Raw genomic sequence first — 20,797 nt, 5'->3', positions numbered from 1 at the left:
CACGGACAGTGCCGTGGAACACTGCTGCCGGGCCGGTGGCGGCGGAGGAGGCCGGTTCCGGACGGGCGGGTGGCGGCGGAGCCGGGGTACCGGCCCGGGGCAGGGCGGTCCGGCCTCTCGTATTCATGTTCATGCCGTCTCCTTCCGGTCCGCGGTCATCCCGGCCGCGTCCAGCAGGGCCATGCCCACGATCAGGTCGGCGCCGCCGAACTCCGGGTCGTCGAGCTCGGTGCCGTCGTCGACGGCGAACAGCAGCCGTTCCTCGCCCTGCCGGTACGCGGTGCCGACCGGCGGGCTCGCCGCGTGCACCGCGAGCAGGGCGACGAGGTACGGGAGCTCGGGGTCGCGGCGCCGGGCGTCCACCAGCAGCCCGGACAGCCTGCGCGGTGCGTCGTGCGGCAGGTCGAGCAGCTCCATCGCGCTCGCCAGCTGCTCCTCGCTGAAGCGGCTGTCGTCGGGGGTGGCGATCAGGTCGGGCTCCGGCATCTCGGCGCCCAGGTGCTCCCGCTCCACCGGCGGCGTCAGCAGTATGTCGACCAGGTCTCCGACGCGTACGGCGACGGGCGTGCGCAGCCCGGTGCCGCGCGCGAAGAAGGCGTCGGTGACCCGGATCGCCTGTTCGACCGGCAGCGGCAACAGCGGGGCGACCAGCTGGCCGTACAGATCGAGCCCCGACCGGGCCGTGGGCGTGGCGAAGGCCTGGCGGTCCTGCTCGGCGCGGAACAGCGGTCCCGCTTCCAGCAGCCGGGACTGCAGCTGCGTGTGCCTGCGGATGCAGTCCTTGACGATGTCGACGAGCTCGGCCGCGCGCCGCTTGTTCTCCGGGCCCTCGGCCTCGTCGCGCGCCTTGCGGATGTTGGTGAGGATCGCGTTCTCGTGCCGGTAGCGGTCGGCCACGTGGTCGAGCGCCTCGGCGATCATGTCGGGCACGGAGTTGAGCCAGTCGACGGCGCGCACATTGCGCCGGGTGGCCTCCAGGGTCCTGCGGAGCGTCTCGGCGTACTGCACGGTCCGGTAGCGGGCCTGCTCGGCGGCGAGCTGGGCGTCGGCGAGCCGGCCCCGGCTGATCAGGACTTCGAGCTTGACCTCGGCGGCGATCTGCGCGCTGGTGACATCCGTGTCGAGGGCGCCGACGAGGACGTTGACCGCCTCGTCGGTGGTCCGCAGGTAGACACTGCCGCCGTGTCCGGGGACCTCCTCGATGAGCTTGAAGTCGTAGTCCCTGCGCACATAGGCGCCGTCCGGGCCGAACGTGCCGTAGACCGCGCGGAAGCCGCGGTCCACGCTTCCCACGTTGATCAGGTTCTCCAGGACCCAGCGGGCGACGCGTTCGTGCTCGGCCAATGGGCGGTGCGGGGCCTGGGCGGCGACGCGCGGGAGCAGTCTGGCCACTATCTGCTCATGGTCGGCACCTGTGTCGAAGTCCATGTTGAGGGTGACCAGATCGATCGCGGCGAGGGCGACTTCCGCCATCGCGTAGACCGAGTACTCGCCTGCGAGATTCGCCTTGCGGACGTCGAGATCATGGAGCGGCGCCGTGCAGGCGAGCGCACGGAGCCGTCGCGCCAGCCCCTCGTCGGCGGCCGGGCCCTGGGCGGGCCGCGGCCCCGCGCTGAGCTGGGGCGGAACCAATTCCGTCGATGCAGGCGAAGTCACGTGGCCCAGATTAGGTCCTCGCACTGACACCGGTCGAAACGGCGCAGAAGCGACCCCTGCGGGCGGGCCGGGGCAGAGGGGCCGGCAGGCGCTCAGGCTCCCCAGTTCCCGGTCTCGATGTGACGCGCGTACACCTCGGCGAGCTGGGTGCGCGAGTCGTCGAGATAACCGGCGAGCAGTTGTTCACCGGCCGCGTTGTCGCCTGTCCGCAGGCATTCCAGAATCTGCCGGTTCCGTACGAGATAGGGCTCGTGCAGCCTGCGTGGGTCCGCCACCACGTGGAAGGCGAGGCGCAGTTCGGCCAGGACACCACGCATCAGCTCGTCGGTGCGCGGGCTGCCGGCGAGGGCGACGAGTTCGCGGTGGAAGTGGATGTTGGCCGTCGACACCCCCTTCCACTCCCATCGGCGGGCCGCCCGCTCGCCGTCGGTGACGGCCTTGTCGAGGCCGCCGAGGGGGAAGGGAGGCGCGCCCAGGCCGCGGACGACGGCACATTCGACCAGCCGTCTGGTGCGGTAGATGTCCTCGACGTCCTCGACGGCCAGGACCCGGACGAAGACGCCGCGGTTGAGCTGGTGGACGAGCAGCCGCTCATGGGTCAGCAGCCGGAACGCCTCGCGCAGGGTGTTGCGCGAGACGCCGAGCGCCTTGCCGATGCTGTCCTCCGAAAGGCGCTCCCCCGGCGGGAAATAGCCCTCGGCGACACGGGTGCGGAGGATGTCCGCGACGCGCTCCGCCGTACTGGTGCGGCCCAGCAGCGGGCGGTCGTCCGCCAGCCCTCCGGCCTCGGACTCCGTCGTGCTCACAGCACCCTCTCCCTCGGTCCTCCCGCGCCGGCCGCTCCTGCTGACGCGCGGTGTCCATCGTAGAAGCAGGAACGAGCCGACATGAGTCTTGTCGGATCGTTCAACAATCCCCTACCGTGACGTCACCGCACGGTCCCAGCGCACTCCTCCCTCCTCCCCTTCTGCGAGGTGCAGATGAGTACCACCCAGGCACAGCCGGAGCAGAACGAACTCCCCGACGACAACGGAGCGTTCGCCTGGCTGCGCGCCCTCGGGCCGCGCGGCCGCCGCGCGTTCGGCGGAGCGTTCGGCGGATACGCCCTCGACTCCTACGACTTCTTCACGCTGCCCCTGAGCATGGTCGCGATCTCCGCGTACTTCGGTCTCAGCACCGGGCAGACCGGCCTGCTCACGACCGTCACCCTGGTCGTCTCCGCGATCGGCGGCGCCATCGCGGGCATCGCCGCCGACCGCATAGGCCGGGTGAAGGCACTGATGATCACGGTGATCACCTACGCGCTGTTCACCGTCCTGTGCGGGTTCGCCCCCAACTACGAGACGCTGCTGGTCTTCCGTGCCCTCCAGGGCCTCGGTTTCGGCGGCGAGTGGGCGGTCGGCGCGATCCTGGTCGCCGAGTACTCCTCCGCCAGGCACCGCGGCCGTACGCTCGGCGTCATCCAGAGTTCCTGGGCGGTCGGCTGGGCGCTCGCGGTCATCGTCTACACGGTGGTGTTCCAGTACCTGGACCCGGACACGGCCTGGCGCGTGATGTTCTGGACCGGTGCGCTTCCCGCGCTCCTGGTGGTCTACGTACGGCGCCACGTCAGCGACGCGCCGGAAGCGGCCGAACGGCGTCTCGCGAGCAGCAACAAGGGATTGTTCACGGCGATCTTCAAGAAGGACCTGCTGCGCACCACCCTTTTCGGTGTGCTCCTGTCCACCGGCGTCCAGGGCGGCTACTACACCCTCGCCACCTGGGTGCCCACCTACCTCAAGACGGAGCGGGGCCTCAGCGTCGTCGGCACCGGCGGCTACCTGGCGTTCCTGATCTCGGGTGCGTTCATCGGTTACCTCACCGGCGGGTACCTCACCGACAGGCTGGGCCGCAAGAAGAACATCGCGCTCTTCGCGTTCCTCTCCGCCGCCTGCATCCTCGCCTATACCAACATCCCGTCCGGGGCGGACGACGTGGTGCTCGTCCTGGGCTTCCCGCTGGGGTTCTGCATGTCGGCCATCTTCAGCGGCTTCGGTTCGTTCCTCAGTGAGCTCTATCCGACGGCGGTTCGCGGGACCGGCCAGGGGTTCACGTACAACACGGGCCGCGCCGTGGGCGCGTTCTTCCCGACCCTCGTCGGCTTCCTGGCGGGAAGCTGGGGAGTCGGGGGCGCTCTCATCTTCGGTGCCATCGGTTACGGGCTCGCCGTAGTGGCGCTGTTCGGCCTTCCCGAGACGCGCGGAAGGGAGCTCCGGTGAACGGCATCACGACGGCCAGGAGCCCCCGGGAAGCACGCGATCTGCTCCGCACAGGGGTCGGCGTGACGACCGGGGGTCCGGACCACCCCGCCGGGCCCGGCACCGATCCGTGCACTGGTCTGCCCGGTCATCGGCATCATGGACCTCGGGCAGCCGGGCTTCGGCGGTACCGTCGAAGCGCAGCCCGGTGGGATTCCGGTGTTCCGGGCCTGCGGAGTGAGGCCGCAGACGGCCGTGACGGCCTCAGGTCCGCCCTTCGCGATCACCCACGCACCGGGCCGGATGTTCATCACCGACGCCCGCGACGAGCAGTTCCGTGTGGCCTGGACAGGAGACGGATCCGTACATGACCTCGGCATCGATCGACCTCAACGCCGACCTCGGGGAGGGTTTCGGGCGCTGGCGGCTGACCGACGACGAGCAGCTGCTGTCCGTCGTCACCAGTGCCAACGTCGCCTGCGGCTTCCACGCCGGTGACGCGGTGACCATGCGCCGCGTCTGCGACCTCGCCGCCGAGCGGGGGGTGCGGATCGGCGCGCAGGTCTCGTACCGCGATCTGGCAGGCTTCGGACGACGCGCGATGGACGTCCCCGCGGACGAACTCGCCGCCGAAGTCGCCTACCAGATAGGCGCACTGGAGGTGTTCGCGCGAGCGGCGGGTTCGCGCGTCTCGTACGTCAAGCCGCACGGCGCGCTCTACAACCGTGTGGTGCACGACGAGGAGCAGGCAGCCGCCGTCGTCGGCGGTGTACTGCTCGCGGGCGGACAGCGGCCGGTTCTCGGGCTGCCGGGGTCACGGTTCCTCGACATCGCCTCGAAGGCCGGGCTGCCGGTCGTCGCCGAGGCGTTCGCGGACCGCGCGTACACGGCGGAAGGAACGCTCGTTCCGCGCGGGCAGGAGGGCGCCGTCGTCACCGACGAGGTGACGGTCGTCGAACGCTCCGTCTCGATGGCCCGGTCCGGCGTCGTCACCTCGCGCTGCGGCAGGCCGGTCGGAGTGCGGGCCCGCTCGCTGTGCCTGCACGGGGACACCCCGGGCGCCGTCGAGCTTGCCCGCCGCGTACGGGAGCGCCTGGAGGACGCGGGCGTCCGTGTGGAGGCCTTCGCATGAGTGCCATGAGGGCGCTGCCGGCCGGCGACCGTGCCCTGCTGGTCGAATTCGGCAGCGGCGAGGAGGCGGAGGCGTTCCACGCCGAGCTGCTGCGCCGCCGTGCGCAGGGCACGCTCCCCGCCGTGCGGGAGATCGTGCCGGCGGCGCGCACGGTACTGCTCGACGGCCTCGACGGCCCCGGGGACTTCGCGCAGCGGCTGGCGGGCTGGGAGATCCCGCCGCTCGCGCCGGGCGTCGGGGGGGCGGTCGAGATCCCGGTGCGTTACGACGGCCCCGACCTCGCGGCGGTGGCCGAGCTGTGGGACGTACCGGAGGGCGAGGTGGGGCGGATTCACGCGGCGACCGTGTTCCGGGTGGCGTTCTGCGGGTTCGCCCCCGGGTTCGGCTATCTGACCGGCCTCGACGAGCGGTACGCCGTACCGCGCAGGGCCACGCCGCGCACGGCGGTCCCCGCGGGCGCCGTCGCGCTGGCCGGTGCGTACACGGGGGTGTATCCGCGCGTCTCCCCCGGCGGCTGGCAGCTCATCGGTTCGACGGAGGAAGTGCTGTGGGACCACACCCGGGAACCCGCCGCGCTGCTCACACCGGGGACCCGGGTGCGCTTCGTACCGGAGCGGCCGTGACGGACCGGGCTTTCGCGGTCGTACGGGCCGGGGCGCTGACGTCCGTACAGGACCAGGGGCGGCCCGGCCACGCCCATCTGGGAGTGCCGCTCTCGGGCGCGCTGGACCGGCCGGCGAGCGCTCTCGCGAACCGGTTGGTCGGCAATCCGCCGGAGGCGGCTCTCCTGGAGACGACCCTCAACGGGTGTGCGGTACGGCCGCGTTGCGCGGTCACCGTGGCGGTCACGGGTGCGCCGTGTCCCGTCACCGTGGACGGGCGGCCCGCCGCCTGGGGCGCACCGGTGCGCGTGGCGGCGGGATCCGTACTGGAGCTGGGGCATGCGGTGCGCGGCGTACGGAGCTGTCTCGCGTTCGCCGGCGGGGTCGCCGCCGAGCCCGTGCTGGGCAGCCGTTCCACCGATCTGCTGTCGGGACTCGGCCCCGCGCCGCTGACCGACGGTGCGGTGCTGCCGCTGGGGGACGAAACGGGGCCACCGGTGTACGCCGATGCCGTGCCCTGGCAGGGCCCTCCGGGGGAACTGGTGCTGCGGGCCGGCCCCGGGCCCCGGAGGGACTGGTTCACCGGGCGGGCGCTGCGCACCCTGGCCACGGCGGTCTACCGGGTCTCCTCCGCGAGCAACCGCATCGGGCTGCGTACCGACGGTCCGCCCCTGGAGCGCGCCGCGGCCGGTGAACTGCCGAGTGAGGGCATGGTGCTCGGCGCGGTGCAGGTGCCGCCCGACGGGCGCCCCGTGGTGTTCCTGGCCGACCACCCCACTACGGGCGGCTACCCGGTGATCGCCGTCGTCGGGGAACGGGATCTGGCCGCGGCGGCGCAGGCCGCACCCGGTACGCCCATCCGCTTCGTCCTGACCGGCGGGCGCTGAGAGCCCGCAGGGAAGCTCTCGGGCGTCCTCGGGCGTCCTCAGCTGCCACCAGGGCTGCCGTAGCCGCCTCCGCCGGGCGTACGGACCACCAGCGTGTCCCCCGGTCCGACTTCGACTGTGTCACACCCCTCCAGCGGCGTGACGGTGCCGTCGGCGCGCTCGACGAAGTTGCTGCCGGTCGCTCCCGGTCCGCCGCCCGCCATGCCGTACGGCGGGACGCGGCGGTGGCCGGAGAGCAGCGCCACCGTCATCGGCTCCAGGAAGCGGATCCTGCGCTCCGCGCCGCGGCCGCCCCGCCACCGGCCGGCTCCCCCGCTGCCCTCCCGCACGGAGAAGCTCTCCAGGCGCACCGGGTAGCGCCACTCCAGCACCTCGGGATCGGTGAGACGCGAGTTGGTCATGTGGGTCTGCACGGCGTCGGCCCCGTCGAACCCGTCGCCCGCCCCCGAGCCGCTCGCCACGGTTTCGTAGTACTGCACGCGGTCGTTGCCGAAGGTGACGTTGTTCATGGTTCCCGAGCCCTCGGCCTGGACACCGAGCGCGGCGTACAGCGCACCGGTCACCGCCTGCGAGGTCTCGACATTGCCTGCCACGGTCGCCGCCGGGTGGGCGGGCGCGAGCATCGAGCCCTCGGGGACCCGTACCTCCAGCGGTTCGAGGCAGCCGCTGTTGAGAGGGATCTCCTCGGCGACGAGTGTTCTGAAGACGTACAGAACGGCCGCCATGACCACCGACTTGGGGGCGTTGAAGTTCCCCGGCTGCTGCGGTGCCGTTCCGGTGAAGTCCAGCACCGCGCTGCGCGCCTCACGGTCCACCCGCAGTGCCACCTGGATCACGGCCCCGCTGTCGGTCTCGTAACGGTACGAACCGTCCCGCAGCCCGGCGACGATCCGCCGCACGGACTCCTCGGCGTTGTCCTGCACGTGCCGCATGTACGCCTGGACCACCTCCAGCCCGAACTGGTCGGTCACGCGCCGCAGTTCGGCGATTCCCTTCTCGTTGGCGGCGATCTGGGCGCGCAGGTCGGCCAGGTTGGTGTCCGGGTCGCGCGACGGATACGGGGCGGCGTCCAGCAGCTCGCGCGTCTCGTCCTCACGCAGCCTGCCGTCCCTCACGAGGAGCCAGTTGTCGAAGAGAACGCCCTCTTCGTGCACCGTACGGCTGAAGGCGGGCATGGAACCGGGGGTGATTCCGCCGATCTCGGCGTGGTGTCCGCGCGAGGCCACCAGGAAGCGCAACGGCCCTCCGTCCGCGTCGAACACGGGTGTCACCACGGTGACGTCGGGCAGGTGTGTGCCGCCGTGGTACGGATCGTTGATCGCGTACACGTCGCCGGGCCGCATGCTCCCCTCATTGCGCCGCAGCACCTCCTTGATGGACTCGCCCATCGAACCGAGGTGCACGGGAATGTGCGGAGCGTTGGCGATCAGGCCGCCGTTCGTGTCGAAGAGCGCACAGGAGAAGTCCAGCCGCTCCTTGATGTTCACGGAGTGGGCGGTGTTTTCGAGGCGTACGCCCATCTGCTCGGCGATGGCCATGAAGAGGTTGTTGAACACCTCCAGCATGACGGGATCGGCGTCCGTGCCGACCGCCGTCCTGCCGGGGCGCGGGCGCACGCGCGTGAGCAGCAGATGTCCGCGCTCTCCGGCGGCCGCCTGCCAGCCCGGGTCGACCACGGTGGTGGCGTCGTCCTCGGCGACGACGGCGGGCCCCTCTACGGTGTCCGTCGGCCGCAGGTCGTCGCGTCGGTACAGCGGGGTGTCCTGCCGGCGCCCTTCCGTGAACATCTTTACCGTCGCACGGGGTGCCGGCGATCCCGGGCGCGTGTTCTCTTCGGTGGCGTTCCGTGGAACGTGCGGTCCGGCCGTGCCCACGGCTTCCACCGAGACGGCTTCGACGACCAGCGGCTTGTCCATGGTGAAGCCGTACCGCGCGCGGTGGTCCGCCTCGAAGGCCGCGGTCATGTCCGGGACGCCGCCCAGTGCCACCGGCAGGCTCGCGTCCGTACCGGCGTAGCGGATCAGCACGCGCGCGTGGGTACTGATCGCCGCGTCCGCGATGCCGTCGGCGCGCAGTTCCGCACGGGTACGTCCGGCCAGCCGGTCGCACAGTTCGCGTACGCCCCCGAGCGACGCCTCGTCGAGCTCCGCCTCGACCGACTGCTCGCGCATGGCGGTGGCGTCGGCCAGTCCGATGCCGTACGCGGAGAGCACGCCGGCCAGCGGCGGCACGATCACCGTGCTGATGCCCAGGGCGTCGGCCACGGCACACGCGTGCTGCCCGCCGGCGCCGCCGAAGCTGGTAAGGGCGTACCGGGTGACGTCGTGACCGCGCTGCACGGAGATTTTCTTGACGGCGTTCGCCATGTTCAGGACGGCGATGTCGAGGAAGCCCGACGCGACCTCCTCGGGGCTGCGCCGTACACCGGTCGCTTCGGCGACGTCGTCGGCGAGCCGCGCGAACCCGCGGTGCACGGCCCCGGCGTCCAGGGGCTGGTCGCCGTGCGGTCCGAAGACGGCGGGGAAGTGGTCCGGCTGGACACGTCCGAGCATCACATTGGCGTCGGTGACCGTGAGCGGGCCGCCGCGCCGGTAGCAGGCGGGCCCCGGGACGGCGCCCGCCGAGTCGGGGCCGACCCGGTAGCGCCGGCCGTCGAAGTGCAGCACGGAGCCGCCGCCCGCCGCGACGGTGTGGATGTCCATCATCGGGGCGCGCATGCGTACGCCCGCGACCTGCGTGCCGAAGTCCCTTTCGAACGCGCCGGCGTAGTGCGACACGTCGGTGGAGGTGCCGCCCATGTCGAAACCGATGACGCGCTCGAACCCGGCCTGCTGCGAGGTACGGGCCATTCCGACGACGCCGCCCGCGGGGCCGGAGAGCACGGCGTCCTTGCCGCGGAAGTGTGCCGCCTCGCGCAGTCCGCCGTTGGACTGCATGAACATCAGGCGGACGCCTTGGAGTTCCTCGGCGACCTCGTCGACGTAGCGGCGAAGGACCGGTGAGAGGTACGCGTCCACGACGGTCGTGTCGCCGCGCGGCACCAGCTTGATCAGCGGACTGACCTCGTGCGAACAGCTCACCTGGGTGAATCCGAGCCGACGTGCCTCGGCCGCGACGGCGGACTCGTGCGCGGGATGCCGGTAGCCGTGCATCAGCACGACAGCGGCACTGCGGAAACCGTCGCTCCGCGCGGCGCTCAACTGCCCGGTGACGGCGGCGAGGTCCAGCGGCCGTACGGTCGCTCCGTGCGCGTCGACCCGTTCCGGGACCTCGACGACCCGCTCGTACACCGCCTCGGGCAGGGCGATGTGGCGGTCGAAGAGCCGGGGGCGGTTCTGGTAGGCGATCCGCAGGGCGTCCCGGAAGCCTTCGGTGACGACGAGCACGGTCGGCTCGCCGCGCCGTTCCAGGAGCGCGTTGGTGGCGACCGTCGTGCCCATCCTTACGGTGTCGATCCGGTCGGCCGGGACCGGCTCGTCCGCTCCGAGCTCCAGCATCAGCCGGATTCCGGCGACGGCCGCGTCCCGGTGGCGCTCCGGGTCGTGCGAGAGCAGTTTGCGGGTGACGAGCCTCCCGTCGGGGCGCCGGCCCACCACATCGGTGAAAGTGCCGCCACGGTCGATCCAGAATTCCCAGCGCCCGCTCATTCCCCCAGTCTGGCAAGGAGCGGCGCAGTCGGCGCGGATACGGCGGCGAGCGCGGCCGAGAACACCCGGGAAGCACGCGGATCGAGCCGCGCACCGGTCCCGCGTGGCCCGTGCCGTACCTCCCCGGCCGCCGGACCCAGCAGCTGCGGCAACAGGCCGGTGGACCGGTGCGCGGCCGGCCGGTGCGCGGCGCCAGAAGCCACGGGAGGGGGGTGCGCGGGTGGGCGGGGGCCGCTCGGGTTCGCGTCCCGGCGGTTCTCCGGTCGCCGGCCCCTCGGCGGCCGGCAGGGCGTGGAAACGAGCGGCGATCAGCCGGTGCCCGCGCTCGCCCGGGTGCGGCCCGCCAGGGTTCCAGAGGCCGCGGTCGGCCGTCCAGGGTCCCTCGGCGATGTGCGGGTGTACGACGCCGTAGTGCCGGCCGACGTGGACCTGTCCGGCCGAGGAACGTCCTACGGGCGTTCGGTCCCCGCGCCGGTCAGGCCGCCCCTCGTACCCACCCGGACAGCCGCCGTCACGCCCGGTCAGACGGCGGGCGCGTCGGGTCCGGTCAGAGAGCGGGCGCGTCGGGCCCGATCCTGCTGCGCACGGCGGTCTGCACCTCGGCCTCCTCGGCCGGATCGGCGGCGAGCCGCCGCAGTCTCTCCGCCACGCGCGCGTCGCCGGTCTCGGCGTGCAGCGCGGCCAGTTCCCTGGTGGTCTCCTCGCAGTCCCACAGACACTCGACGGCGAAGCCGGTGGCGTACGACGGGTCGGTGGCGGCCAGGGCCCGCGCCGCGCGGCCGCGCAGGTGCGAGGAGGCCGTCTCCCGGTAGACGTGGCGCAGTACGGGCGCCGCGGCGCAGATGCCCAGCCGCCCCGCGCCGTCCACGAGGGTCCACAGGAGCGGTGCGTCGGGCCCGTCCGCCCGTACGGTCTCCCGCAGCGCGCCGAGCACGAGCGGGGCGTCCCCGGCCTCGCCCCGGCAGGCGAGCACACCGGCGGCCGACGCCCCCAGGGCGTCGGGGCGGTGCACCCAGCCGCGGGCCCGGTCCACCGCGTCGGCGTCGCACATCCGCTCGAAGGAGGCCACAGCGGCTTCCGCGACGGTGCGGGAGGGGCTCTGCGCCGCCGCCTCGATGAGGTCGAGCGCGGCAGGATCGCGTGATGCGGCGAGGTAGTGCAGGGCGGTGCTGCGCGCGCCGTCCTGGCCGCTGCGGGCGGCCTCGACGATCGCGGACCGGTCCGCGGGTCCCGCGACGGCTGTCAGACACCGGGCGGCCGGCACATGGAGCGGCGTACCCCGGTCCAGGCCCTGCTGGGCCCAGTCGAACACCGCCTGGACGCTCCAGCCGGGACGGGGCCCGGACGGTCGCATCTGCCGCTGCCAGCGGGCGAAGGACCCCTGTTCCTGGGCCGCCCGCACGCGGGCGCCGACGCTTTCGCGCGGGTCCTCGGACCACAGCCGCCAGGGCCGGGGCTCGAAGGCGTCCCGTACGGCGGAGGCCAGTGCGGCCTCGCCCCCGGGGGTGGCGGGGAACCGGGCGAGCACGGGCAGGGCGAGGCCGCGCAGCCCCGTGTCGTCGTCGCGCAGGGCGAGCTCGTCGAGGGCCCAGGTCCAGTTGGTCCCGGTCCTGGCGTACCGCCGCAGCAGCGCCATGGCGTCGTTCCTGCCGTACGAGGCGAGGTGGCCCAGCACGGCGAGGGCGAGGCCGGTCCTGCCCTCGCCGGTGTCGACGAGGTCCTCGGGGTCGAAGAGGTGCCGCTCGATCGCTTCGAGCCCGCCGTCGAGATCCAGGTAGAGGCGCGCGTAGTACAGGGAGCGGTTCTCGACGTGCCAGTCGTGGCGGGGGTCGTCGAGGACGCAGTGGTTGAGGGCCGCGAGCGCTTCGGGGCGCGGCGCGGCGAGCGCGTGCAGCGTGCCGTCGCCGCGGCCCCGCTGCAGGAGGCCGAGCAGTGTGCCGCTCGGCGCTATGACTGGATCGAACATGGAAAGAGCCTCACATCAAGCTGTCGACGCAACCGGGATACGTGCCGTGCCTAGGCCGCGCGACACCCTGTCCGGTCGTCCGCCGTCGTCTCTTGCCCGTTGTAGACCATCTTCCTCTGCCTCTCGTCGGTGGGCCCGGAGCGGGCCCGTTCACGTTCCCGTGGTCCGGCGATTTCCGCCGGTCCCCGCGTATGTGAATCCGACGTCATGATGACCCAGCCATTTCGCCGACGCGACCACATTTACGACCCCCGGTCACCGGGCGCCGAACAGCTCCAGCAGGTCCTTCTTGTCGAACATCCGTGCCGTGTCCACGGCCGACGGCGTTCCGGCGGACGGGTCGGCGCCGCCGTCGACCAGCGCGCGGATCACCGCTTCCTCGCCCTTGAAGACGGCGCCGGCGAGCGGCGTCTGCCCCCGGTCGTTGGCCCGGTCCGGATCGGCGCCACGGCTCAACAGGGCCTGCACGGCGGTGGCGTGGCCGTGATAGGCGGCGAGCATCACGAGCGAGTCGCCCCGGTCGTTGGTGAGGTTCGCGGGCACGCCGGCGTCGACGTACGCGGCGATCGCCTCGGCCTCGCCCCGGCGCGCCAGGTCGAAGATCTTGGTAGCCAGTTCGACCACCTCGGGATCCGGGGTTTCGCTCATCGGGCGGACCGCCTTCCACTGCCGTTCACTGCTGTGACCTGTACGTACGGCATCGGAGCCGTACGAGTGAATCGTCAGGGTACTGCCCGCCCGCCGACATGACCCGGCCCGGCGGCGGCAAAGATCACGGTGAGCGGACCCACATCGGCCACTTCAGTGAAAAATCCGAAAAGTAACCCATTTGCACCTTTTGTCATATGGCTACATGCTGTGAGCCTGGAAGAACTCATGGTGACTGTCCCCTCAACCAGGAGAACCCCTCATGATCCTGTCCATCTCAGGCGTCGTACTGCTCGGCATCATCGTCTTCCTCTTCTTCCGGAAGGACGGCCTCAAGGCGTCGCACGCCCTCGTCTGCGCACTGTTCGGCTTCTATCTCGCGGGCACGGCCATCGCCCCGAGCATCAAGGCCGGGGGCGCCAGCCTCGCCGGTCTGCTGGGCGGGATCCAGTTCTGACCTGCCACAACCGCTTCAACACCACCAGGAGACCGAAGTGGCCCGGCGCCCACTCCCCCGCATTCTGAGCAGCAGCAGTGCCTCGATCACCCGCAGCCGCGAGATCGCGCGCACCGCAGCCGACAGCGCCACCGACGTCCTCCATCCGCTGATCACCGTCGTACGCGGTCTTCGGAGGCTGGCCGCCGCCGGCCGGCGCGCCTGGGCCGCTACGCCCAAGGACCGGCGTGGTCCCGCGGTGTTCCTGGCGGCGGCCCTCGTCCTGGTGGTCGCGCTCATCCCGTACGGGCCGCTGCTCGTCCTGATCACGGTGATGGCCGCGGCCGCCTGGAAAGGGCGGCAGCACACCCCCGCGCCCGGACCCGGCGAGGCCGAGAAGGACCGGCTCCGGGCCGTCTACGAAGCCCTGGTGCCGCACTTCTCGGTGGCCGAGGACCCCGACCCGCTGTTCACCCACGGCGGCGAGTGGGACAAGGCGTTCCCCGAGTACGCCTTCGACGACGGCCGGCTCGTCCGGCTCCTGGTGCGCTACCCGGCGTACTTCGCCGACGGCGACGCCTCCTCCCGGGCACGCGTCGAGCAGCTGCTGCACGCCAAGTCGGGCCGCGGCCGCGAGTACCACTTCGCGTGGGACGAGGAGGGCAACCAGCTCCTCATGACGGTGCTCCCCGCGCTGTCCACCGCCATCGCCGCCCAGCGTTTCGTCACCGCCCCGGGCGAGACCGTACTGGGCTTCACCGACGCCGGAGCGGTCCAGCGGACCGTACCGGTCACGGAGGGCGACCGGACGTACAACGCTCCCCCGGTGATCTGGCGGACGGGTCCGCGCTCCACGGAACCGCACCTGCTCGCCGTGGGACACCCGGGAAGCGGTACGACCAGCCTGCTGCGTTCGATCGCCCTGCAGGCCCTCCAGTACGGCGACGTGGTGATCGTCGAGGGCAGCGGCACCGGCGAGTACGCGTGCCTCACCGGACGCGACGGCGTACTGGCCGTCGAATGCAGCGTCGCGGGAGCGCTCGCCAGCCTGGAATGGGCCGCGCACGAGACCGAGCGGCGGCTGATCGCCGCGAACCGTGCCCGCCAGGCCGGACACCCCGCCCCGGAAGACACGAAACGCCCCCTGTGGATCCTGCTGGACCGGCCGAGCGTGTTCGGTCACCTGGCGGCCGCCGACGGGCGCCCCGACCCCCAGCAGCTGCTCCAGGTGCCACTGCGGCACGGCAGGGCGGCGAACGTGACGGTGGTGGTGGCGGAGCAGTTCGACACCGTGGAGGCCCTGAGCGAGACCGTACGCTCCCACACACGCGCGCGCGTGGTGCTCGGTCCGTCCGCCCCCGGGCAGGTGGAGTCCGTCCTGGGAGAGCCGCCGCACACGACACCGACACGCGACGCCCCACCCGGGCGCGGTTACGCACGGCTCGGCGCCGGCCCCGTGATGCGGCTCCAGGTCCCGGCGACACCCGACCCGTACGACGACGCGACGAGCGAGGCGCACCGGCAGGCCGTCACCGACCTGCTTCCCGAGCGCCTGGACATGCCGGAGGCGCGTTCCGGGGAACAGCCCCGGATCCAGCCCCCGGCGCAGGAACCGGAGCCGGTATCCGCCGAGGGCTGACCCGGAAGGCCCGGAAGGCCCGGAGAGCCGGCGGACGCGGGTCAGGCGACGAACGTACGCGGCACCTCGGTACCGGAGCCTGCTCCGCTCCCCACGAGTCTCGCGGCCGCCGCCAGCCGCACCGCCGCCTCGTCCGCCACCGGCCCCCCGACGGTGAACGGCAGCCGGACGTACCCCTCGAAGGCCCCGTCGACGCCGAAGCGCGGCCCCGAGGGGACCCGCACACCGACGCGCTCGCCCATCTCGGCGAGGCGCGAACCCGACAGCCCCCCGGTGCGGACCCAGAGCGTCAGCCCTCCGCGCGGGACGTCGAACTCCCAGTCGGGCAGCTCCCTGCGCACCGCTTCCACGAGCGCGTCGCGGTTCTCGCGTGCCTGCGTGCGGCGGATCTCCACGGCCTGTTCCCAGCCGCCCGTGCTCATCAGCCAGTTGACGGCGAGCTGTTCCAGTACGGGCGTCCCGAGGTCGGCGTACGCGCGGGCCGCCACCAGGCTGCGGATCACGTCCGGGGCCGCCCGCACCCAGCCGATGCGCATGCCCGCCCAGAATGCCTTGCTCGCGGAGCCCACCGTCAGGACCGTGCTGCCCGACGGGTCGAAGGCGCAGACCTGCCGCGGCATGGCGACGTCCGCGTCCAGGAAGAGTTCCGTCATGGTCTCGTCCACGACGAGAACGGTCCCGGCCGAGCGCGCCGCGTCGACGAGCCCGCGCCGCTGGTCCTCGTCCGCCAGGGCGCCGGTCGGGTTGTGGAAGTCCGCGACGACGTACGCGAGGCGCGGGGCGGCGTCGCGCAGCACCTGCCGCCATCGCGGCAGGTCCCAGCCCGTGAGCCCCTCGGCCATCGCGACGGGCACCAGCCGGGCACCCGCCTCGCGCATGAGCTGGAGGATGTTGGCGTACGACGGCGACTCGACAGCGATCCGTTCGCCCCGGCCCGCGAAGAGATGGCAGATGGCGTCGATCGCGCCCATGGCGCCGGTGGTGACCATGATCTGCTCGGGCATGGTCGGGATGCCGCGCTCGGTGTACCGGTCGGCGAGCATCTGCCGCAGCGCGGGCAGGCCCGCCGGATAGTCGCCGTGCGTGTGCGCGTACGGCGGCAGCTCCTCCAGCGCGCCCTGGACCGCGCGGGTGAGCCACGGCTCGGGCGCGGGCAGGGAGGCGCAGCCGAGGTCGATCACGGAGCCGAGCGACTCGGGCGGCAGGGGTTCGAGGCCGCGCGCGGGCAGCGGGTTGCCCGCGGGGACGGCGGTCCAGCTGCCCGCGCCCCTGCGCGACTCCAGGAAGCCCTCGGCGCGCAGGGCCTCGTACGCCGCGGCCACGGTGGTACGGCTGACGGCCAGGGCCACGGCCAGCTCGCGTTCGGCGGGGAGCCGCGCGGCGACCGGGACGCGCCCTTCGAGCACCAGCAGCCTTATGCCGTCGGCGAGGGCGCGGTACGCCGGCGGCTTGCGCGTGCCGGACCCCTGCGGGCGTTCCTGCTGGGCGTTGAGCTGCCTGGCGAGTTGCGCCGCGCCGACCACCGAAGTCCACTGCGCCATAGTTTCCGGTCCACCTCACTCGAATTGGCCATGGATGAAATCTTCTGCCAAGCCACACAGTGTCACGCAGCGGTTCACTGCCGCCACTGCCTCGATCCAAGGAGTGCCTCTTGTCCAGGGAACTCACCCGTCGGCTGTTGCAGCTGTACGTCGGTCTGGCGCTGTACGGAGTGAGTTCGGCGGTGCTGGTGCGCGCGGGCCTCGGCCTCGAACCCTGGGGAGTCCTGCACCAGGGCCTCGCCGAGAAGACCGGACTGACGATCGGTGTGGTCTCGATCATCGTCGGCGCCGTGGTCCTGTTGCTCTGGATCCCGATCAGGCAGCGCCCCGGGCTCGGCACCCTCTCCAATGTCGTGGTGATCGGGATCGCGATGGACGGCACGCTCGCCCTCGTGCCCGGCGTGCACGGCCCGGCCGGACAGATCCCGCTGATGCTCGCCGGCATCGTACTCAACGGCGTGGCGACGGGCCTGTACATCGCCGCCCGGTTCGGGCCCGGTCCGCGCGACGGGCTGATGACCGGACTGCACCGTGTCACCGGCCGCTCCGTCCGGCTCGTACGCACCGGGATCGAGGTGGCTGTCGTCGCCACCGGTTTCGCCCTGGGCGGCTCCCTCGGCGCAGGCACCGTCGTCTACGCCCTCGCCATCGGACCGCTCTCCCAGTTCTTCCTGCGCGTCTTCGCCGTTCCGGCGCCGGACGCCGGCACCGGGGCCGTCGGCACCGGTTCACAGGAAGGCGCGACAATCCCCCGGTGAACCGTGACCGGGTACGCCACCCCTATCTGAACCACCCCGCGCCCCTCGCGTTCGCCCACCGCGGCGGGGCGGCCGACGGCCCGGAGAACACCGCGGCGGCGTTCCGGCGCGCCCGTGACGCCGGGTACCGGTACTTCGAGACGGACGTGCACGCCACGGCGGACGGCCGGCTCGTCGCGTTCCACGACGCGGCCCTGGACCGGGTGACGGACGCGCGGGGACGCATTTCCGCGCTTCCCTGGAACGTCGTCAGCCGCGCGCGGGTGGCGGGAAACGAGCCGCTGCCCCTCTTCGAGGAACTGCTCGAGGAGTTCCCCGAAGCCCGCTGGAACGTGGACATCAAGGCCGAGTCCGCTCTCGCACCCCTGGTCGGCCTGATCCGCAGGACCGGCGGATGGGATCGTGTGTGCGTCGGATCGTTCAACGAGAACCGGGTGGCCAGGGCGCAGCGCCTCGCGGGCCCCCGCCTCGCCACTTCCCTCGGCACCACGGGCGTCCTGGGGCTGTGGTTGCGTTCACGCTCGCTGCCCGCCCCCGTGCGCCGCAGCGCGGTGTGCGCACAGGTCCCGGAGGCCCGGAGCGGCATCAGGGTGGTCGACCACCGCTTCGTGCGGACGGCGCACGCCCTCGGCCTCCAGGTCCACGTGTGGACGGTCAACGATCCGGGCCGGATGGCGGCGCTTCTCGATCTCGGCGTGGATGGCATCATGACGGATCACATCGAGACGTTGCGCACGGTGCTGACCGAGCGGAGTGCCTGGGCCTGACCCGTGCCGCCCCGTCCCCGCGAGCGCGACCGCACGGGGACGAGCGAGGGGGTGCGCGGTGAGCGCCGACACCGTGGGCCGCACCGACGGCGCGGAGGACGCGGACGGCCCGGACGGGACGGTCGGCCGCAGGCGCGAGCAACGCGGCTGGTACTTCTACGACTTCGCGTGCTCCGTCTACTCGACGAGCGTGCTCACGGTCTTCCTCGGCCCTTACCTGACGGCGGTGGCGAAGGCGGCGGCGGACGCGGACGGCTTCGTCCACCCGCTGGGCGTCCCGGTGCGGGCGGGCTCGGTGTTCGCGTACGCCGTCTCCGTGTCCGTCGTGGTGGCCGTCCTCGTCATGCCGCTGGTGGGCGCGGTCGCGGACCGTACGGGCCGCAGGAAGCCACTGCTCGCGGCCGCCGCGTACGTCGGGGCGGGCGCGACGGCGGGCATGTTCTTCCTGGACGGGGACCGCTATCTGCTCGGGGCGTTCCTGCTGATCGTCGCCAATGCCGCCCAGTCCGTCGCGATGGTGCTCTACAACGCCTACCTCCCCCAGATCGCCCGGCCGCACGAGCGCGACAAGGTCTCCTCGCGCGGCTGGGCGTTCGGCTACACGTCCGGCGCCCTCGTGCTCGTCCTCGACCTCGTCCTCTACTCGGGACACGAGAGCTTCGGGATCCCGGAGTCCGCGGCCGTCCGGATCTGTCTGGCCTCGGCGGGACTGTGGTGGGGCGCCTTCACTCTCGTGCCGCTGCGCCGGCTGCGCGACCGGAGGGCGGCGGCGAGCGGAACGAGCGGTGGCCGCGCGCCGGGCAGGACCGGCACGGGGTGGCGCCACCTGGTCGCCACCGTCAAGGACATGCGACGCCACCCGCTGACACTGTCCTTCCTGCTCGCCTATCTGGTCTACAACGACGGCGTTCAGACAGTGATCTCGCAGGCGTCGATCTACGGGTCCGAGGAACTGGGCCTCGGCCAGACGACGCTCATCACGGCCGTCCTGCTGGTACAGGTGCTCGCGGTCGCCGGCGCGCTCGGCATGGGCCGGCTGGCCCAGCGGTTCGGCGCCAGGCGCACCGTCCTCGGCTCGCTCGCGGCCTGGACGCTGACGATCGGCGCGGGCTATTTCCTGCCGGCCGGGGAGCCCGTCTGGTTCTACGCCCTGGCCTCGGCGATCGGCCTGGTCCTCGGCGGCAGCCAGGCCCTGTCCCGCTCCCTCTTCTCCCACATGGTGCCGCGCGGCAAGGAGGCGGAGTACTTCTCGGTCTACGAGATGAGCGACCGGGGCATGAGCTGGCTGGGGCCGCTGGTCTTCGGGGTCACGTACCAGCTGACCGGCAGCTACCGGGACGCGATCATCTCGCTCGTGGCCTTCTTCGCCCTGGGATTCGCCCTGCTCGTCCGGGTACCCGTGAGGCGGGCCGTGGAGGCGGCAGGAAACCCCGTGCCGGAACGAATTTAGACCTTGAAGTGAAAGGCCGGTAGTGTACGCCTTTGGCCTGCCAGGCGGACCGTTACTGCGCGCTCGGATATCGACAACGCTGGGTGACATCTGCTGCCAGAAGTGACAAACCGGGCACTGGTGGGTACCCAACTTTGGGAAAAGCAGCGGCACGACGGGCGACGCATGACCCGCAACGGGAATCTTTACCGCCGACCGGACGTTGACCGGATGACGACGACAGCGACACCTGTCCTGTGGGCGACAAGCCCGGGAGGCACGATTCATGAGTGAGCGAGCTCTCCGCGGCACGCGACTCGTGGTTACAAGCTACGAGACCGACCGCGGCATCGATCTGGCCCCGCGCCAGGCGGTGGAGTACGCATGCCCGAACGGACATCGATTTGAGATGCCGTTCTCGGTAGAGGCCGAAATTCCGCCGGAGTGGGAGTGCAAGGCGTGCGGCGCCACGGCACTCCTGGTAGACGGCGACGGGCCTGAGGAGAAGAAGGGCAAGCCCGCGCGTACGCACTGGGACATGCTCATGGAAAGGCGCACCCGCGAGGAGCTCGAAGAGGTCCTGGCCGAAAGGCTTGCGGTACTGCGATCCGGCGCCATGAACATTGCGGTGCATCCGCGGGACAGCCGCAAGTCCGCGTGACGCCCCGGCGTTGCGCCTGACGGCAGTCAGCACGACAGCAAGAGCCGCGGGGCTGTGACACAGCGATTCTGTGTCACAGCCCCGCGGCTCTTGTCGTTCCACGGGTGCCGTTCCATGTGAGTGCCACTCCGAGTGCCACTCCATGAGCGGCCGCGCCAGGAGCGGCGGGGGCGTCAGGGGGCCAGCGGCGGCCGGAGGCCGTCGTCACGCCGCGGCGCGGGCCGCGCGTCCTCCCGGACGACCTCACCCTGCACGACCTTGCCGTCCGGGCGGTGCATGCGGGCCTGCTGGAAGGCGTCACCCAGGCGGCCGGCGCCGGCCGCGCTCATTCTGCGCTCCAGGGAACGCTCGGCGTACCTGCCGAGGAACGACCGGACGGGCGGTACGAGCAGCAGCAGCCCCGCCGCGTCCGAGACCGGCCCCGGCAGCATCAGCAGCAGACCGCCGAGCATCAGGAAGCCGTTGCCGCTGCTCCCCCGCCGCTGCGCGGGCGTCTCGCCCGACTGCTGCCGCTGGAGCGTCTCGGTGAGGTTCCGGAAGGCGCGGCGGCCCGCCCGCTTGATGACCACGGAGCCGAGCACGACGCCCGCCACCAGCAACAGGAAGAGCGTGAATCCGCCCGCGGCGTCGGCCACGACGGTCAGCAGCCAGATCTCCAGCGCCAGCCAGGCGGCGACGGAGAGCGGTACGAGGGTGCGCGCACGTGAGCGCTGGGGGACTGTCGGGGGCGGTGAGCCGGTCGTCATGCCCCCAGTGTGCCTGGGCGGGCGCCTGGACGGTGTAAAGAAGGG

17 protein-coding genes and 1 pseudogene are annotated in these 20,797 nt (G+C 72.1%); 11 read left to right on the top strand and 7 right to left on the bottom strand.

Features of this window, described 5'->3' with window-relative positions; translation table 11 throughout:
- Positions 1-129: 129 nt before the first annotated feature.
- Positions 130-1,656: a hypothetical protein gene (locus ABD374_RS02735; protein WP_344489971.1), complete on the bottom strand. Its 1,527-nt coding sequence runs from the start codon at positions 1,654-1,656 to the stop codon at positions 130-132.
- A 92-nt stretch (positions 1,657-1,748) separates the two neighbouring features.
- Positions 1,749-2,462, bottom strand: a complete 714-nt coding sequence (locus ABD374_RS02730; protein ID WP_344489968.1) for a GntR family transcriptional regulator — start codon at positions 2,460-2,462, stop codon at positions 1,749-1,751.
- 174 nt (positions 2,463-2,636) lie between these two features.
- Between ABD374_RS02730 and ABD374_RS02725 the strand changes: the two genes are divergently transcribed.
- The 5 genes and pseudogenes from ABD374_RS02725 to ABD374_RS02705 all read left to right on the top strand — a co-directional run bounded on the left by ABD374_RS02725 (position 2,637) and on the right by ABD374_RS02705 (position 6,514).
- Positions 2,637-3,914 carry an MFS transporter gene (locus ABD374_RS02725; protein ID WP_344489965.1) on the top strand — a complete coding sequence of 426 codons (1,278 nt, stop codon included), beginning with the start codon at positions 2,637-2,639 and terminating at the stop codon, positions 3,912-3,914.
- 129 nt (positions 3,915-4,043) lie between these two features.
- Positions 4,044-4,238 (top strand): annotated as a pseudogene (locus ABD374_RS02720) (D-glutamate cyclase family protein); the annotation flags it as partial.
- Between the two features lie 22 nt (positions 4,239-4,260).
- On the top strand, positions 4,261-5,025 hold the full coding sequence (locus tag ABD374_RS02715; RefSeq protein ID WP_344489962.1) for a LamB/YcsF family protein: 765 nt from the start codon (positions 4,261-4,263) through the stop codon (positions 5,023-5,025).
- 5 nt (positions 5,026-5,030) lie between these two features.
- On the top strand, positions 5,031-5,648 hold the full coding sequence (locus ABD374_RS02710) for a 5-oxoprolinase subunit B family protein (RefSeq protein ID WP_344490030.1): 618 nt from the start codon (positions 5,031-5,033) through the stop codon (positions 5,646-5,648).
- Positions 5,645-6,514, top strand: coding sequence for a 5-oxoprolinase subunit C family protein (locus tag ABD374_RS02705; RefSeq protein ID WP_344489959.1), 870 nt, complete (start codon positions 5,645-5,647; stop codon positions 6,512-6,514). Before ABD374_RS02710 ends, ABD374_RS02705 begins: the two co-directional genes overlap by 4 nt.
- 38 nt (positions 6,515-6,552) lie before the next feature.
- On the opposite strand, the gene ABD374_RS02700 is transcribed toward ABD374_RS02705, so the two are convergent.
- From ABD374_RS02700 to ABD374_RS02690, 3 genes are all read right to left on the bottom strand, one after another.
- Positions 6,553-10,161, bottom strand: coding sequence for a hydantoinase B/oxoprolinase family protein (locus ABD374_RS02700; RefSeq protein ID WP_344489956.1), 3,609 nt, complete (start codon positions 10,159-10,161; stop codon positions 6,553-6,555).
- Between the two features lie 547 nt (positions 10,162-10,708).
- Positions 10,709-12,127 (bottom strand): HEAT repeat domain-containing protein, encoded by a 1,419-nt coding sequence (locus ABD374_RS02695; protein WP_344489953.1) that lies wholly within the window; start codon positions 12,125-12,127, stop codon positions 10,709-10,711.
- Positions 12,128-12,382: 255 nt separating this feature from the next.
- Positions 12,383-12,775 (bottom strand): ankyrin repeat domain-containing protein, encoded by a 393-nt coding sequence (locus ABD374_RS02690; protein WP_344489950.1) that lies wholly within the window; start codon positions 12,773-12,775, stop codon positions 12,383-12,385.
- A gap of 262 nt (positions 12,776-13,037) precedes the next feature.
- Here ABD374_RS02690 and ABD374_RS02685 point away from each other — a divergent pair, with 262 nt between their 5' ends.
- Positions 13,038-13,232 (top strand): hypothetical protein, encoded by a 195-nt coding sequence (locus ABD374_RS02685; RefSeq protein WP_344489947.1) that lies wholly within the window; start codon positions 13,038-13,040, stop codon positions 13,230-13,232.
- Between the two features lie 37 nt (positions 13,233-13,269).
- Positions 13,270-14,850 carry a hypothetical protein gene (locus ABD374_RS02680; protein WP_344489944.1) on the top strand — a complete coding sequence of 527 codons (1,581 nt, stop codon included), beginning with the start codon at positions 13,270-13,272 and terminating at the stop codon, positions 14,848-14,850.
- A gap of 41 nt (positions 14,851-14,891) precedes the next feature.
- Here the strand turns inward: ABD374_RS02680 and ABD374_RS02675 are convergent, their stop codons facing one another.
- Positions 14,892-16,391: an SCO1417 family PLP biosynthesis transcription factor gene (locus tag ABD374_RS02675; protein ID WP_344489941.1), complete on the bottom strand. Its 1,500-nt coding sequence runs from the start codon at positions 16,389-16,391 to the stop codon at positions 14,892-14,894.
- 110 nt (positions 16,392-16,501) lie between these two features.
- Between ABD374_RS02675 and yczE the strand changes: the two genes are divergently transcribed.
- The 4 genes from yczE to ABD374_RS02655 all read left to right on the top strand — a co-directional run bounded on the left by yczE (position 16,502) and on the right by ABD374_RS02655 (position 20,006).
- Complete coding sequence (yczE, locus tag ABD374_RS02670) at positions 16,502-17,149, top strand: membrane protein YczE (protein WP_344489938.1); 648 nt, start codon at positions 16,502-16,504, stop codon at positions 17,147-17,149.
- Positions 17,146-17,916, top strand: a complete 771-nt coding sequence (locus ABD374_RS02665; protein WP_344489935.1) for a glycerophosphodiester phosphodiesterase family protein — start codon at positions 17,146-17,148, stop codon at positions 17,914-17,916. Before yczE ends, ABD374_RS02665 begins: the two co-directional genes overlap by 4 nt.
- A gap of 58 nt (positions 17,917-17,974) precedes the next feature.
- Positions 17,975-19,366, top strand: coding sequence for an MFS transporter (locus ABD374_RS02660; RefSeq protein ID WP_344489932.1), 1,392 nt, complete (start codon positions 17,975-17,977; stop codon positions 19,364-19,366).
- A gap of 265 nt (positions 19,367-19,631) precedes the next feature.
- Positions 19,632-20,006, top strand: coding sequence for an RNA polymerase-binding protein RbpA (locus ABD374_RS02655; RefSeq protein ID WP_014044757.1), 375 nt, complete (start codon positions 19,632-19,634; stop codon positions 20,004-20,006).
- A 173-nt stretch (positions 20,007-20,179) separates the two neighbouring features.
- Here ABD374_RS02655 and fxsA read toward each other — a convergent pair whose 3' ends face one another.
- Positions 20,180-20,752 (bottom strand): FxsA family membrane protein, encoded by a 573-nt coding sequence (fxsA, locus tag ABD374_RS02650; protein ID WP_344489929.1) that lies wholly within the window; start codon positions 20,750-20,752, stop codon positions 20,180-20,182.
- Between the last annotated feature and the right edge of the window lie 45 nt (positions 20,753-20,797).

Origin of the sequence: Streptomyces enissocaesilis (genome assembly GCF_039533765.1) — a bacterium.
Lineage (GTDB): Bacteria > Actinomycetota > Actinomycetes > Streptomycetales > Streptomycetaceae > Streptomyces > Streptomyces enissocaesilis.
This window is presented reverse-complemented; position numbering and strand designations above follow the sequence as displayed.

Excerpts from the sequence above, each read along its gene's own strand:
- ABD374_RS02725 (WP_344489965.1), top strand. The coding sequence starts at position 2,637 with ATGAGTACCACCCAGGCACAGCCGGAGCAGAACGAACTCCCCGACGAC.
- ABD374_RS02715 (WP_344489962.1), top strand. The coding sequence starts at position 4,261 with ATGACCTCGGCATCGATCGACCTCAACGCCGACCTCGGGGAGGGTTTC.
- ABD374_RS02710 (WP_344490030.1), top strand. The coding sequence starts at position 5,031 with ATGAGGGCGCTGCCGGCCGGCGACCGTGCCCTGCTGGTCGAATTCGGC.
- ABD374_RS02700 (WP_344489956.1), bottom strand. The coding sequence starts at position 10,161 with ATGAGCGGGCGCTGGGAATTCTGGATCGACCGTGGCGGCACTTTCACC.
- ABD374_RS02695 (WP_344489953.1), bottom strand. The coding sequence starts at position 12,127 with ATGTTCGATCCAGTCATAGCGCCGAGCGGCACACTGCTCGGCCTCCTG.
- ABD374_RS02690 (WP_344489950.1), bottom strand. The coding sequence starts at position 12,775 with ATGAGCGAAACCCCGGATCCCGAGGTGGTCGAACTGGCTACCAAGATC.
- ABD374_RS02685 (WP_344489947.1), top strand. The coding sequence starts at position 13,038 with ATGATCCTGTCCATCTCAGGCGTCGTACTGCTCGGCATCATCGTCTTC.
- ABD374_RS02675 (WP_344489941.1), bottom strand. The coding sequence starts at position 16,391 with ATGGCGCAGTGGACTTCGGTGGTCGGCGCGGCGCAACTCGCCAGGCAG.
- ABD374_RS02655 (WP_014044757.1), top strand. The coding sequence starts at position 19,632 with ATGAGTGAGCGAGCTCTCCGCGGCACGCGACTCGTGGTTACAAGCTAC.
- fxsA (WP_344489929.1), bottom strand. The coding sequence starts at position 20,752 with ATGACGACCGGCTCACCGCCCCCGACAGTCCCCCAGCGCTCACGTGCG.